Origin of the sequence: Corynebacterium doosanense CAU 212 = DSM 45436 (assembly GCF_000767055.1) — a bacterium.
Classification (GTDB): domain Bacteria; phylum Actinomycetota; class Actinomycetes; order Mycobacteriales; family Mycobacteriaceae; genus Corynebacterium; species Corynebacterium doosanense.
The window spans coordinates 1,929,764-1,943,193 of the sequence record NZ_CP006764.1; the positions used below are offsets into that span (position 1 = coordinate 1,929,764).

The window sequence follows — 13,430 nt, forward strand, 5'->3', positions numbered from 1 at the left end:
GGTGTGCAGGGGGGCGTCGATAAGCCTCCCGCTACACCAGCTTGTGCTGCCAGCCGTGGGTGTCCTCGACCGTGCCACGCTGGATGCCGGTGAGGCGCTCGCGCATGGCCATGGTGATCGGGCCCGGCTCGCCGCCGCCGACGACAAACTCGCCGTCTTCGCCGAGAACGCGGCCGACCGGAGTGATCACGGCGGCGGTGCCACAGGCCATGGCCTCGGTCATCGCGCCGGAGAGGGCATCGGCGCGCCACTCGTCCGTGGAGATGCGCCGTTCCTCGACCTCGTAACCCATGTCCCGGGCGACCTGGAGCAGGGAATCGCGCGTCACGCCCGCCAGCAGCGAGCCGGAGAGCGAGGGGGTGACGATGCGGGCGTCCTCGCCGGAGCCGTAGACGAACATGAGGTTCATCCCGCCCATCTCCTCGATGTACTTGCGCTCGATGGCGTCGAGCCAGACCACCTGGTCACAGCCCTTCTCCTCGGCCTGGGCCTGGGCGATGAGCGAGGCCGCGTAGTTGCCCGCGAACTTCGCCGCACCTGTGCCACCCGGCGCCGCGCGGACGTACTGCTCGCCCAGCCAGACGGAGACGGGCTTGACGCCGCTCCGGAAGTACGCGCCGGAGGGGGACGCGATGACAAAGAAGGTGTACTGGCTGGCGGGGTGGACGCCGAGCGAGATCTCGGTGGAGATCATGAAGGGGCGGATGTAGAGCGAGGCCTCGCCACCCGCGGCGGGAACCCAGGCCTGGTCGGCCTCGACCAGCTGGCGGACGGCCTCGATGAAGTCCTCCTCGGGCAGCTCCGGCATGGCCAGACGCTCGGCGGAGCGCTGCAGACGCCGGGCGTTCTCCTCCGGGCGGAAGGTGGCAATGGAGCCGTCCTCCTGCCGGTAGGCCTTGATGCCCTCGAAGATCGCCTGGCCGTAATGGAACACCGAGGTCGCCGGATCCATCGCGACCGGCCCGTACGGGCGCACCCGCGCATCGTGCCACCCGCGGTCCGCAGACCACTCGACGGTGACCATGTGGTCGGTGAAGTTCTGACCGAAGGCAGGATCAGCCAGTACCGCCTCGCGCTGCGCGTCGGTGGCGGGATTCGGGTGCTGGTCCACGGCGAAGTTGAGAGTCATGGCCTACAACCTACTCCGCCCCCGTCCGCCTCCGGTTAGGCTGGCGACCTATAAATACCCTGACGACCAAAGGAGATCACCGACCATGGCGAAGAAGAACTCCACGGAAACCCCGACCCTGCCGGCCCGGGGCAGCCTGCCCGAACTCAAGCTGGGCAAGAAGGCCCCGAAGAACGTCGACGTGCTAGTGATCGGGCTGTTCAGCGGCGAGGATTCGGCGGAGCTCCCCGTCACCCCGTTGCTCGCGGAGGACGCGCTGCGCTCGGTGTACGACTCCCTCACCGCCGTTGGCGCGAAGGGGGCGCTGGGCGAGCTCACCCGCGTGCCCGCCCCGACGGACTCCGGCGCATCCTCCGTTCTCGCCGTGGGCCTCGGGGATCCGGAGGAGCTTGACGACGAACTGCTGCGCCGAGCCGCCGGCTCCGCCGCCCGCGCCCTACGCCCGGGCACCAGCGCTGCCGTGAGCCTCAGCGCCCTCGGCCTGGCCCCCGTCGTCGAGGGCCTCATCCTCGGCGGATACAGCTACCGAGGCCTGCGCTCCGAGGAATCCGGATCGAAGCCGGTGAAGATCACCGTGCTGGGGGACACCAAGAAGGACAAGACCGAGTTCGTCGCCGCCCAGGTCACCGCCGAGTCCGTGGCCTTCGCCCGCGACCTGGTCAACACCCCGTCCTCCCACCTCTACCCCGAGTCCTACGCCGCGGTGCTCGCCGCCGAGGCGGAGGTGGCGGGCCTCGAGGTGGAGATTCTCGACGACAAGCAGCTGACGAAGCAGGGTTACGGCGGCATCCTCGCAGTGGGCAACGGCTCCGCCCGCGGCCCCCGCCTGGTCCGTCTCACCTGGTCCCCGAAGAAACCCGTCACCTCGGTCGCGCTGGTGGGCAAGGGCATCACCTTCGACACCGGCGGAATCTCCATCAAACCCGCCGCACGGATGGAAAACATGATCTCGGACATGGGCGGTTCCGCCGCCATGGTGGCCGCGGTCATCGCCGCCGCCCGCCTCAACCTCCCGGTGTCGGTCACCGCGACCCTCCCGCTGGCGGAGAACATGCCGTCCGGCACCGCCACCCGGCCGGGCGACGTGATCACCCACTACGGCGGCATCACTTCGGAGGTGCTCAACACCGACGCCGAGGGGCGCCTGGTGCTTGCCGACGCCATCGCCCGGGCCAGCGAGGACAAGCCGGACTACCTCATCGAGACCGCCACCCTCACCGGCGCGCAGATGGTCGCCCTGGGCACCCGGACCGCGGGTGTCATGGGTTCGGACGACTTCCGGGACCGGGTCGCCGAGACCGGGCGGCTCGTCGGTGAGAACGCCTGGGCCATGCCGCTGCTGGAGGAGCAGGAGGACGAGCTCAAGTCCCCGGTCGCGGACATCCGCAACGTGCACAACTCGCGCAACGGCGGCATGCTCTTCGCCGGCCTCTACCTCTCCCGCTTCGTCGGCGAGGGCATCGAGTGGGCGCACATCGACGTCGCCGGCCCGTCCTTCAACGACGGCGGCCCGTTCGGTTACACCCCCAAGCGCGCCACCGGCGTGCCCGTGCGCACGGTGATCCAGCTGCTGCGCGACCTCTCCGAGGCGTCCTAGGAGTACGGGTTCTCGCCGCGCTCAAACTTCGCGCGGCGCTCGGCCGCCTCCTCGCGCTTGCGCAGGATGCGGTCGCGCTCGATCCGGGCACGCATGCGGTCCGGGTAGCCGGTCTCCTCGACGTCGTACACCGGAACCTGAAGGAGCTTGGCGACGGCGTCGATCCCCTTCGGCCCACCGATGCGTCGTCGGGTGAATTCGCCCGTCTCATCGACCAGGACGACGGACATTTCATTGACCACCGTCTCGGGTTCGATGAAGGCCTCCACGAATGCGCGGCCCGTCACCCAGCTGGTGAGCGCCTGCGCGTCGACCTCGCGGATGGTCTCGCCGGGAGCCCGGGGTGGCTTCAGGGGTGATGGCGAACTTTTGCGTCGAAAAGGGTTAAACACGAGCACAAGTGTAGGCCCGCAAATTATCACGCGGCTGCAGCGCCCCTGCTAGTTGCGTGCGCCGAGGCTGATATAAGCATCATCGGGGTCGACGCGGTACGCTTGGCCGCGTTACCCACCGTTTTACTTATGACTGTCGAGGAGTCTGAAACACATGGCCTACTCCGTAGAAATGCCCGAGCTGGGCGAATCCGTCACTGAGGGCACCATCACCCAGTGGCTGAAGGAAGTCGGCGACACCGTGGAGGCAGACGAGCCCTTGCTCGAGGTCTCCACGGACAAGGTCGACACTGAAATTCCCTCCCCGGCTGCGGGCGTTCTCCTGGAGATCAAGGCGGAGGAGGACGACACCATCGACGTCGGCACCGTCATCGCCATCATCGGCGAGGAGGGCGAGGATTCCGGCTCCGCCTCTTCCGAGGACAAGGACGACGCCCCGGCTGAGGACGAGGCTCCCGCCGAGGACGCCAAGGAGACCGAGACCGAGGCCAAGCCCAAGGCTGAGCCCAAGAAGGGCTCGGGCGGCACCGCCACCGACGTGCAGATGCCCGAGCTCGGCGAGTCCGTCACCGAGGGCACCATCACCCAGTGGCTCAAGCAGGTCGGCGACGAGGTCGAGGTCGACGAGCCGCTGCTCGAGGTCTCCACCGACAAGGTCGACACCGAGATCCCCTCCCCCGTGGCCGGCACCATCGTCGAGATCCTCGCCGATGAGGACGACACCATCGACGTCGGCGCCGTCATCGCCCGCATCGGCGACGGCAACGCCGCCACCGACAACGAGGCCGAGGACTCCGACACCTCCTCCGAGTCTTCCGAGTCCTCCGACGAAAAGGAAGAGCCGAAGAAGGAGGAGCCCAAGAAGGACGAGAAGCAGGAGGCTCCCAAGGCCGAGGCAAAGAAGTCCTCCGGCGGATCCGCCACCGACGTGCAGATGCCGGAGCTCGGCGAGTCCGTCACCGAGGGCACCATCACCCAGTGGCTCAAGCAGGTCGGCGACGAGGTCGAGGTCGACGAACCGCTGCTCGAGGTCTCCACCGACAAGGTCGACACCGAGATCCCCTCCCCCGTGGCCGGCACCATCGTCGAGATCCTCGCCGATGAGGACGACACCATCGACGTCGGCGCGGTCATCGCCCGCATCGGCGACGCGGATGCCGCATCCGAGGAGGCCACTGAGGCCACCGAGCCTGCAGAGTCCGAAGAGGAGCGCGACGTGCCCTCCGAGGAAGCGATCGAGGAGGCCGAGTCCAAGGACGAGAACGCCACGGTCGACGAGGCTAAGAAGGATCCGAAGGCCGAGGAGGCTGAGGAGCCCAAGAAGTCCCCCGCCGCCGAGAAGTCCGAGGAGCCGAAGAAGTCCTCGGCCACGGAGAAGATCGACAACAACGGCAACGTCCCTTACGTGACCCCGTTGGTGCGCAAGCTGGCCGACAAGCACGGTGTCGACCTCAACTCCATCGAGGGCACCGGCGTCGGCGGCCGCATCCGCAAGCAGGACGTTCTCGCCGCCGCTGAGGGTGGCAGCGCGGAAGGCTCCGCGGAGCAGGCCTCCGGCAAGTCCACCGACGCCCGCGCCAACTGGTCCACCAAGTCCGTTGACCCGGAGAAGGCCGAGCTGATCGGCACGACTCAGAAGGTCAACCGCATCCGCCAGATCACGGCGGAGAAGATGGTGGAGTCCCTGCAGACCTCCGCACAGCTCACGCACGTGCAGGAGGTGGACATGTCCAAGGTCTGGGACCTGCGCAAGTCCAACAAGCAGGCTTTCGTGGACAAGCACGGTGCCAACCCGACGTTCCTGGGCTTCATCGTCAAGGCCGCCGCTGAGGCGCTGGTCTCCCACCCGAACGTCAACGCGTCCTACAACGCGGAGACCAAGGAGATGACCTACCACGCGGACGTCAACATTGGCATCGCCGTGGACACCCCGCAGGGTCTGCTCGTCCCCGTGGTCAAGAAGGCACAGGACAAGTCGCTCGTGGAGATCGTCAAGGACATTGCCGATCTCGCCGACCGCGCCCGTAACCGGAAGCTGCGCCCGGACGATCTCACCGGTGGCACCTTCACCGTGTCCAACATCGGTTCCGAGGGTGCCCTGCTGGACACCCCGGTGCTCACCCCGCCGCAGGCAGGCATCCTGGGCACCGCGGCCATCGAGAAGCGCCCGGTCGTCGTCACCGAGGACGGCGCGGACGCGATCGCCATCCGCTACATGTGCTACCTCCCGTTCACCTACGACCACCAGGTCGTGGACGGCGCGGACGCCGGCCGGTTCATCACCACGATCAAGGATCGTCTGGAGACCGCCGACTTCGCCGCTGACCTCGAGGTCTAGCACCGCCTGAACCGCCTCCTCCTGCCCCGTCTGGCGGGGGGAGGCGGTTTTTTCGTGCCCGAATTATCCCGGAAAACCCCGCACCGGGGCATTCGACAATTTTTGTTTTTGGGGCACTGTATATTCGGGACTATCCCCCGTTCTCCCCACCACGTTGAAGGAGCATCTCTTCAGATGACACTGCAACCCGTTAGCGACGGCGTCGATTTCCTCGCCCGCCATCTCGGACCGAACCGCACTGAGACCGAGGACATGCTCGGCGTCGTGGGCTACGACAGCCTCGACGCGCTGGTCGACGCGGCTCTTCCCGAAGCGATCCGGCAGGAGAACGCTCCCGAGCTCCCGGCAGCCCTCTCCGAGCACGTGGCACAGGCCCGGCTCAAGGAGATGGCCTCGAAGAACGTCGTCCTGAAGTCGTTCTATGGGCAGGGTTACTCCGACACCATCACGCCCCCGGTCATCCGCCGCGGCGTGGTCGAGGATGCGGGCTGGTACACCGCGTACACCCCCTACCAGCCGGAGATCTCCCAGGGCCGGCTGGAGGCGCTGCTCAACTACCAGACGATGATCCAGGAGCTCACCGGGCTGCCCATCGCCAATGCCTCGCTTCTCGACGAAGCCTCCGCCGTGGCCGAGGCCGTCGGCCTCATGTCCCGCTCCGTGAAGAAGGGCCGCAGGGTCATCCTCGACGAGCGCCTCCACCCCCAGGTGCTTGCCGTCGCCGCCGAACGCGCCCGGGCCATCGAGCTCGAGGTGGAGATCACGGACGTCACCTCCGGCCTCGTCGGCGAGGATCTCGTCGGCGTGGTCGTCGCCTACCCCGGCACCGAGGGTGACATCGTCGACCCCACCAAGGTCATCGAGGACATCCACTCCCGCGGCGGTCTCGCCGCGGTGGCCACCGACCCGCTCTCCCTGCTGCTGCTGAAGTCCCCGGGTTCGCTGGGGGCCGACATCGTGGTGGGCAACTCGCAGCGCTTCGGTGTCCCCCTGTTCTTCGGCGGCCCGCACGCCGCCTACATGTCCGTGACGGACAAACTCAAGCGTCAGATCCCGGGCCGCCTCGTCGGTGTCTCGATCGACGCCGACGGCCGGCCCGCCTACCGTCTGGCACTGCAGACCCGCGAGCAGCACATCCGCCGCGAGCGCGCTACCTCGAACATCTGTACCGCGCAGGCCCTGCTGGCCACCACCGCCTCGATGTACGCCGTCTACCACGGCCCCGAGGGCCTGAAGCGCATCGCCGAGCGGGTCCACGGCCTGGCCAGGTCGTTCGCCGCCTCGGTCCCCGGCGTGAAGCACGGACAGTTCTTCGACACCGTCGCCGTGACCGCCGAGGGCCGGGCGCAGGAGATCGTGGACAAGGCCGCGGAGGCGGGTTACCTGCTGCGCGCCATCGACGCCGACACCGTCGGTGTGTCCTTCGGCGAATCCGCCACCGCGGACGACGTCGCGGCCCTGGCCGCACTCTTCGGTGCGCAGGAAACCGTGGAAGGCGAGGGCGTGCTCACGGGCGTCGTCAAGCGTGACGACGCCGCACTGACCCACCCCATCTTCTCCCAGATCCACTCCGAGACCCAGATGATGCGTTACATCCGCATGCTGGGTGACAAGGACCTGGCGCTGGACCGCACCATGATCCCGCTGGGTTCCTGCACGATGAAGCTCAACCCCACCGCGGGCATGGAGACCATCACGTGGCCAGAGTTCGCCAACATCCACCCCTTCGCCCCGGACTCCCAGACCGCGGGTTGGCGCGAGCTCATCGAGGAGCTCGAGGAGTGGCTGGCGCAGATCACCGGCTACGCCAAGGTGTCCGTGCAGCCCAACGCCGGTTCCCAGGGTGAGCTCGCCGGGCTGCTGGCGATCCGCCGCTACCACGTCGCCAACGGTGACACGCAGCGCGACGTCTGCCTCATCCCCGCCTCCGCCCACGGCACCAACGCCGCCTCCGCGGTGCTGGCCAACCTCCGTGTCGTCGTGGTGGCCACCGCCGAGGACGGGTCGATCGACCTTGCGGACCTGGACGAGAAGATCGCCAAGCACGGCGAGCAGCTCGCCGCGATCATGATCACCTACCCCTCCACCCACGGCGTCTTCGAGGACACCGTGCGTGAGGTGTGCAAGAAGGTGCACGACGCCGGCGGCCAGGTCTACGTCGACGGCGCGAACATGAACGCCATGGCCGGGCTGGCGAAACCGGGCGAGTTCGGCGGCGACGTCTCGCACCTGAACCTGCACAAGACCTTCACCATCCCCCATGGCGGCGGCGGCCCGGGTGTCGGCCCCGTCGGCGTCGGCGCCCACCTCATCCCCTACCTCCCCGCCGACCCGCTGTCGACGGATCCCTCCGCGGAGCTGCCCGGCGACGTGGGCGTGCCCGTCACCTCCACCAAGTACGGCTCCGCCGGCGTGCTGCAGATCCCCTGGTCCTACATCGCCATGACCGGCGCGGAGGGCCAGGCCAACGCCACGGCGCACGCCATCCTCGGCGCGAACTATCTCGCGGCCCGCCTGCGCGACGCCTTCCCGGTGCTCTACACCGGCAAGAACGGCCTGGTCGGCCACGAGTGCATCCTCGACCTGCGCGCCCTGACCGACGCCTCCGGCGTGACCGCCGCCGACGTGTGCAAGCGTCTCATCGACTACGGCTTCCACGCACCGACCCTGGCCTTCCCCGTCGCCGGCACCCTCATGGTGGAGCCGACGGAGTCCGAGGACCGCGACGAGCTCGAGCGCTTCATCGAGGCGATGCTGAGCATCCGCGCGGAGATCCAGGAGATCATCGACGGCAAGGTCGCCTACGAGGAGTCCGTGATCAGGTTCGCCCCGTACACGGCACACGTCATCGCGGGCGATGACTGGGAGCACCCCTTCACCCGCGAGCAGGCCGCCTTCCCGGTGACCTCGCTGCGTCAGCGCCCGAAGTACTTCACCCCGGTGCGCCGCATCGACGAGGCCTACGGCGACCGCAACCTCGTCTGCTCCTGCCCGCCGCCGGAGGCCTTCGAGTTCGACACCGATTCCGCCGACGAGCTCGAGGACGTCGCGCGCGACACCTCGGACGTCCCCGGCCGCAAGGGCGCGGGCGCAAACGCCGGCGACCCCACCAAGTAAAGGAGAATCCCTCATGTCTGACCTGCGCAACAGCCCCCTGCATGACATCCACGCCGAGCTCGGCGCGAGCTTCACCCCCTTCGGGGAGTGGAACATGCCGCTGAAGTACGGCAACGAGCTCGACGAGCACAAGGCCGTGCGTTCCACCGCGGGTGTCTTCGACCTGTCGCACATGGGCGAGGTCCGCGTCACCGGGCCCGACGCCGGTGCGTTCCTGGACTACAGCCTCATCTCCACGCTCTCCACCGCGAAGATCGGGCAGGCGAAGTACTCCATGATCACCGCGGCGGACGGTGGAATTATCGACGACCTCATCACCTACCGCCTGGGCGACAACGAGTTCCTCGTCGTGCCCAACGCCTCCAACACCCCTCCCGTGTGGGACGCGCTGAGCGAGCGCGCACAGAACTTCGACGTGGAGCTGACCAACGAGTCCCTCGACACCGCGATGATCGCCGTCCAGGGCCCGAAGGCCGAGGAGATCGTCCTGCGCCTGGTCGCCGACGGCGACGCCGCCACCGTGCGTGAGCTCGGCTACTACCGCTGCGCCCAGCTCACGGCCGGCGGTCACGACGTCATGCTCGCCCGCACCGGTTACACCGGCGAGGACGGCTTCGAGCTCGTCCTCCCAAATGAGGAAGCCGTCGATCTGTGGAACCAGGTGATGGCCGTCGCGGGTGACTTCAACGCTATCCCCGCCGGCCTGGCCGCGCGTGACTCGCTGCGCCTGGAGGCGGCCATGCCGCTCTACGGCCAGGAGCTCTCCCTGGACATCACCCCGGTGGAGGCCGGGATGGGTCGGGCCTTCGCCAAGAAGGAGGCGGACTTCGTGGGCAGGGACGCCCTCACCGGCCGTGAGCCCAGCGTGGAGATCGCCGCGCTGACCTCCGAGCAGCGCCGCGCCGCCCGCCCGGGCGCGGAGATCTTCCTCGGCGACGAGAAGATCGGCGTGGTCACCTCCGGCCAGCCGTCCCCGACGCTCGGCCACCCCATCGCACTCGCGCACATCACTCCCGAGCACGCCGCCGAGGGCACCGAGGTGGAGATCGACGTCCGCGGCAAGCGCCTGCCCTTCACGGTGTCCCCGCGCCCGTTCTATAAGCGCGAAAAGTAGTTCCCCAGCACTTATACTTCCCCCTAAGTTCGTCTACCTCAGAAAGGCCTCCACCATGGCTACCCTTCCCAACGACTTCTCCTACTCCGAGGACCACGAGTGGATCAACGCCACCGGCGACCTCTCCGGCAAGACCGTCCGCGTCGGCATCACCTCCGTCGCGGCTGAGCGCCTGGGCGAGGTCGTCTACGCCGAGGTCCCCGAGGTCGGCGACCAGGTCACCCACTCCGAGAACTGCGGCGAGGTCGAGTCCACCAAGAGTGTCTCCGACCTCTTCTCCCCCGTCACCGGCACCGTCACCGCCGTCAACGAGGCCGTGGCCGACGACTACTCGCTCATCAACGCCGACCCCTTCGGCGAGGGTTGGCTCTTCGAGGTCGAGGTCGACGAGGCCGGCCCGCTCCTGACCGCCGAGGAGTACGGCGCAGCGAACGGCGTCTAAGAAGACTCTCCCCGGCAACCACACCGCCGCACCCCTCACCCCAGGGGGTTGCGGCGGTTTGTTTCATCGGCGGTACTATCGCACTCATCATGACTGCCCCCCGAGATCCCTTTTTTCCGGCCCACCAACCCATCCGCGCGGACGCCCAGACACCCCTGGACGTGCAGAGGATCGGCCTCATCGACTACCTCGACGCCTGGGACCTGCAGGCGGAGACGGCCCGCCGGCGCGCGGCGGGTGAGATCGGGGACACCGTCCTCGTCGTGGAACACCCCAGCGTCTACACGGCCGGCAAACGCACCCAGCCGGAGGATCGTCCCACCAACGGCCAGCCGGTCGTCGACGTCGACCGCGGTGGGCGGATCACCTGGCACGGCGAGGGCCAGCTCGTGGTCTATCCCATCATCAAACTCGCGGAACCCGTCGATGTGGTGGACTACGTCCGTCGATTAGAAGAGGCGATCATCCACGTGGTGCGCGGCTTCGGCATCGACAAGGCCGGGCGTATCGACGGTCGTTCCGGCGTCTGGGTGCCGGGGGCGGGCGGCGAGTCCCCCCTGCGCGACCGGAAGATCGCGGCCCTGGGCATCCGCATCACCCGCGGAGTGACCATGCACGGCCTGTCGCTGAACTGCGCCAACACGCTGGAATTCTACGAACCCATCGTGGCGTGCGGGATCGACGACGCCGACGTGACCACGCTTTCCCTGGAGCTGGGGCGCGAGGTGGGCACGGCCGAGGCCGCCGACCCGCTGCTCTGGGCGTTGGACGAGGTGCTCAGCGGGCGGATGACCGTCGCGGACCACTCCTTCGGCTCGGCACCGGACCCCTCGAAGGGGTTAGGTGGGAAGAAAAGAATTACCTAGTAGGTTGGTAGGTAAGTAGACCCTCCCCGATACGAGAAGATACGGTTTGTTTTTGTGACTATTGCACCAGAAGGACGCAGGCTGCTGCGCATCGAGAAGCGCAACATCCAGACCCCGATCGAGTCGAAGCCGCGGTGGATCCGCAACTCCGTCAAGACCGGGCCGGAGTACGAGGAGATGAAGAGCCGCGTCAAGGGCTCCAACCTCCACACCGTGTGTCAGGAGGCGGGCTGCCCCAACATCCACGAGTGCTGGGAGTCCCGCGAGGCGTCGTTCCTCATCGGCGGTGCGTTCTGCACCCGCCGCTGCGACTTCTGTGACATCGCCACGGGCAAACCCACCGAGTACGACCGGGACGAGCCACGTCGCGTGGCGGAGAACATCCGCGAGATGGACCTCAACTACGTCACCGTCACCGGCGTGACCCGCGACGACCTCGACGACGAGGGCGCCTGGCTCTACGCCGAAACTATCCGCCGCGTGCACGAGCTCAATCCGCACACCGGCATGGAAATCCTCACCCCGGACTTCTCCGGCAAGCCCGAGCTGCTCCAGGAGGTCTTCGAGACCAGGCCCGAAGTGTTCGCGCATAACGTGGAGACCGTGCCGCGCATCTTCAAGCAGATCCGCCCCGCGTTCAACTTCGACCGCTCCCTCGACGTGATCAACCAGGCCCACAAGTTCGGCCTGATCACCAAGTCCAACCTCATCCTCGGCATGGGCGAGACCAAGGACGAGGTCTACGAGGCGCTTTCCCACATGCGCGAGGTGGGACTGGACATCATCACCATCACCCAGTACCTGCGCCCGGGGCCGAACTTCCACCCCATCGACCGCTGGGTCCGCCCCGAGGAGTTCATCGAGTACCGCGACGCGGCCGAAGAAATGGGCTTCACGGTGATGTCCGGCCCGCTCGTGCGCTCCTCCTACCGCGGTGGCCGCCTCTACGTTGAGGCAATGACCAACCGCGGCTTCGACATCCCGCAGAATCTCGCGCACCTCGCAGAGACATCTGGGGGCGCGACCTCCCAGGAGGCCTCCACCCTGCTGGAGAAGTACGGCCCCTCGGAGGAGCATCCCGTCGGAGCCTTCCGCAGGTAGATCACCGCTTATCGACGTCCCCCCGCGCACGCACCCGCCTCGTGCCGGGGGGTTTGTCGTCACCGAAAGGACCTCCCCCCGCCGTCATGAGTGGTTTTCTAGATGCAGCAGACCTCCACCGGAGTTTCGCCCACGCGGACACCGGCCGCGTCGAGGCGCTGGTGGCCGAGCTGCGCCGGCGTGGAATGCCGCTGTGGGACACGGACTCCGACCGGGTGACCTTCGTGCGGCAGGTCCCCGGGGCGCCGGACGATCTCGGCGTGCACGTGCAGATCAACCGGGTCACGGACAAACACCTGTACTCCCGGGGGCTGATGGACCGCATCCCGGGCACCGACCTCTGGGTACGCACGCTGCACCTCCCACCCACCGCGAGAATCTCCTACGGTTTCAGCGAGTTCACCGGGGAAGCCCCCACCACCAGCCCGCGCCCGGGCCACCACCGGGCAGCCACACTGCCCGACCCCCTCAATCCCCGCCCGTTCTCCGCCCTGATCGGGCCCTTGGCCCCGGCGCAGGAGGAGTGGGACGATCCCCGCGACCCGCTGGGACAACTCAGCGAATCAGTGGTGCAGACCCCGCTCGGACCGCGGCCGACGTGGCTGTATCTCCCCGAAGACCCGGGCCCGGCGGAGGATCTTCCGCTGCTCATCGTCTTCGACGCCGAGGTGTGGCGCGACATCCATCCTCTGCCTCGGGCCCTCGACAACGCGGTCGCGTCCGGGCGTCTGCGTCGCATGGCGGTCCTCGGCGTGCCCATGATCGACCACGCCGACCGGATGGCACTCCTCGGGGCGCACGAGGGATTTCTCGATGCCGTGGCCGGTCCACTGACCAGCTGGGCCGAGGACCACGCCGCCACCAGGGGCGTACGGCTGACGGAACGGGTCGTGGCCGGTCAGAGCCTGGGCGGAACCACCGCGCTGTCGCTGATGCTGCGTCACCCGTCGGCGGTGGACGCGGTCATCGCGCAGTCACCCTCGCTGTGGTGGGAGCCGGACGCGGACGTTTCTCCCGCTTCGCTCGGGGAGCGGGAGCGGGACTGGCTGACCTCCCGCTTCGACCGGGCGACGCCGACGAAGACCCGGGTGCTGCTCTCGGTGGGCACCCTCGAAACGACCAGCGTCGCCCATGTCACAGAACTCCACGTGCTGCTGTCCAGCCGGGGAATTGCCTCGGAGTTCACCGCGGTCACCGGCGGCCACGACTTTCTCTGGTGGCGTGGAGAGCTCCTGCGTTCCCTGTCCGCGCTCGTTCCTCCCGTCAACGGCGCCTGACGGCGCACGGGGAGCGTTTTTTCCGAGTTTCCCGGCGAATACCCTAAGGTAGGGGCC

At 67.9% G+C, this 13,430-nt stretch carries 10 protein-coding genes; 8 read left to right on the forward strand and 2 right to left on the reverse strand.

The window, feature by feature from the left end; translation table 11 throughout:
• Window positions 1-31: 31 nt before the first annotated feature.
• Window positions 32-1,129, reverse strand: coding sequence for a branched-chain amino acid aminotransferase (locus CDOO_RS09440; protein ID WP_018020825.1), 1,098 nt, complete (start codon window positions 1,127-1,129; stop codon window positions 32-34).
• Between the two features lie 85 nt (window positions 1,130-1,214).
• Here CDOO_RS09440 and CDOO_RS09445 point away from each other — a divergent pair, with 85 nt between their 5' ends.
• Window positions 1,215-2,726 (forward strand): leucyl aminopeptidase, encoded by a 1,512-nt coding sequence (locus CDOO_RS09445; protein ID WP_018020824.1) that lies wholly within the window; start codon window positions 1,215-1,217, stop codon window positions 2,724-2,726.
• Here CDOO_RS09445 and CDOO_RS09450 read toward each other — a convergent pair.
• A complete protein-coding gene (locus CDOO_RS09450) occupies window positions 2,723-3,118 on the reverse strand; it encodes a hypothetical protein (protein ID WP_026159195.1) in 396 nt (131 codons plus the stop codon). The genes CDOO_RS09445 and CDOO_RS09450 overlap by 4 nt on opposite strands.
• 154 nt (window positions 3,119-3,272) lie before the next feature.
• Between CDOO_RS09450 and sucB the strand changes: the two genes are divergently transcribed.
• The 7 genes from sucB to CDOO_RS09485 all read left to right on the forward strand — a co-directional run bounded on the left by sucB (window position 3,273) and on the right by CDOO_RS09485 (window position 13,373).
• Window positions 3,273-5,456 (forward strand): 2-oxoglutarate dehydrogenase, E2 component, dihydrolipoamide succinyltransferase, encoded by a 2,184-nt coding sequence (gene sucB / locus CDOO_RS09455; RefSeq protein WP_018020822.1) that lies wholly within the window; start codon window positions 3,273-3,275, stop codon window positions 5,454-5,456.
• A 174-nt stretch (window positions 5,457-5,630) separates the two neighbouring features.
• On the forward strand, window positions 5,631-8,573 hold the full coding sequence (gene gcvP / locus CDOO_RS09460; protein ID WP_018020821.1) for an aminomethyl-transferring glycine dehydrogenase: 2,943 nt from the start codon (window positions 5,631-5,633) through the stop codon (window positions 8,571-8,573).
• 13 nt (window positions 8,574-8,586) lie between these two features.
• The gene (gene gcvT / locus CDOO_RS09465; protein WP_018020820.1) at window positions 8,587-9,687 is read left to right on the forward strand and encodes a glycine cleavage system aminomethyltransferase GcvT; all 1,101 of its coding nucleotides are present in this window, start codon (window positions 8,587-8,589) and stop codon (window positions 9,685-9,687) included.
• A 55-nt stretch (window positions 9,688-9,742) separates the two neighbouring features.
• Window positions 9,743-10,129 carry a glycine cleavage system protein GcvH gene (gcvH, locus tag CDOO_RS09470; protein WP_018020819.1) on the forward strand — a complete coding sequence of 129 codons (387 nt, stop codon included), beginning with the start codon at window positions 9,743-9,745 and terminating at the stop codon, window positions 10,127-10,129.
• Between the two features lie 89 nt (window positions 10,130-10,218).
• Complete coding sequence (lipB, locus tag CDOO_RS09475; RefSeq protein WP_018020818.1) at window positions 10,219-10,995, forward strand: lipoyl(octanoyl) transferase LipB; 777 nt, start codon at window positions 10,219-10,221, stop codon at window positions 10,993-10,995.
• A gap of 54 nt (window positions 10,996-11,049) precedes the next feature.
• Complete coding sequence (lipA, locus tag CDOO_RS09480) at window positions 11,050-12,096, forward strand: lipoyl synthase (RefSeq protein ID WP_018020817.1); 1,047 nt, start codon at window positions 11,050-11,052, stop codon at window positions 12,094-12,096.
• An 86-nt stretch (window positions 12,097-12,182) separates the two neighbouring features.
• On the forward strand, window positions 12,183-13,373 hold the full coding sequence (locus tag CDOO_RS09485) for an alpha/beta hydrolase-fold protein (protein ID WP_018020816.1): 1,191 nt from the start codon (window positions 12,183-12,185) through the stop codon (window positions 13,371-13,373).
• Window positions 13,374-13,430: the final 57 nt, after the last annotated feature.

What these genes read in the sequence shown, in the direction of transcription:
- CDOO_RS09440 (WP_018020825.1), bottom strand. Translation starts at nt 1,129, where the DNA reads ATGACTCTCAACTTCGCCGTGGACCAGCACCCGAATCCCGCCACCGAC.
- CDOO_RS09445 (WP_018020824.1), top strand. Translation starts at nt 1,215, where the DNA reads ATGGCGAAGAAGAACTCCACGGAAACCCCGACCCTGCCGGCCCGGGGC.
- sucB (WP_018020822.1), top strand. Translation starts at nt 3,273, where the DNA reads ATGGCCTACTCCGTAGAAATGCCCGAGCTGGGCGAATCCGTCACTGAG.
- gcvP (WP_018020821.1), top strand. Translation starts at nt 5,631, where the DNA reads ATGACACTGCAACCCGTTAGCGACGGCGTCGATTTCCTCGCCCGCCAT.
- gcvT (WP_018020820.1), top strand. Translation starts at nt 8,587, where the DNA reads ATGTCTGACCTGCGCAACAGCCCCCTGCATGACATCCACGCCGAGCTC.
- gcvH (WP_018020819.1), top strand. Translation starts at nt 9,743, where the DNA reads ATGGCTACCCTTCCCAACGACTTCTCCTACTCCGAGGACCACGAGTGG.
- lipB (WP_018020818.1), top strand. Translation starts at nt 10,219, where the DNA reads ATGACTGCCCCCCGAGATCCCTTTTTTCCGGCCCACCAACCCATCCGC.
- CDOO_RS09485 (WP_018020816.1), top strand. Translation starts at nt 12,183, where the DNA reads ATGAGTGGTTTTCTAGATGCAGCAGACCTCCACCGGAGTTTCGCCCAC.